The organism is Bowmanella yangjiangensis (assembly GCF_017255015.1).
In the GTDB taxonomy this organism is placed as follows: domain Bacteria; phylum Pseudomonadota; class Gammaproteobacteria; order Enterobacterales; family Alteromonadaceae; genus Bowmanella; species Bowmanella yangjiangensis.
The window spans coordinates 1-411 of sequence record NZ_JAFKCS010000645.1; the positions used below are offsets into that span (position 1 = coordinate 1).

1 pseudogene is annotated in these 411 nt (G+C 59.1%); it reads right to left on the minus strand.

Annotation, left to right across the window (positions count from 1 at the left end):
- Positions 1–203: pseudogene (locus tag J0A65_RS26070) on the minus strand (hypothetical protein); the annotation flags it as partial.
- Positions 204–411: the final 208 nt, after the last annotated feature.

The window sequence follows — 411 nt, forward strand, 5'->3', positions numbered from 1 at the left end:
GGCAGCATCAGGTCGAGAATCACCGCGTCGAAGTGCCCCCCGGCCAGGGCCAGGCGCATGGCCGCGCCATTGCCAACCGCCTCGCTGGCGATGTTGAAGCGCGTCAGGTAGCCGCCAAGCAGCTCGCGCAGCTCTTCGTTGTCGTCGACGAGCAGCACGCGCGTGGTACGGGGTGTAGCTTCGGTCTGGGTCGTGTCATGCACCAGGGACGGCTCCATCGGCAACGGAAGATACCGGGGCGCCAACGCCCCGTGAGAGTCTCGGTGATCGGCGTATCCGGAACGTGTCGGTAATGTATCGGCGATGATACAAAGCCGCGCTGCGTTGCGCTGTCACACGGATCGACCGGTGATCGGCGAGGGTCTTTTTAAATTCCATAAAAGAATAAATAAATCATTATTTATTCTTTTT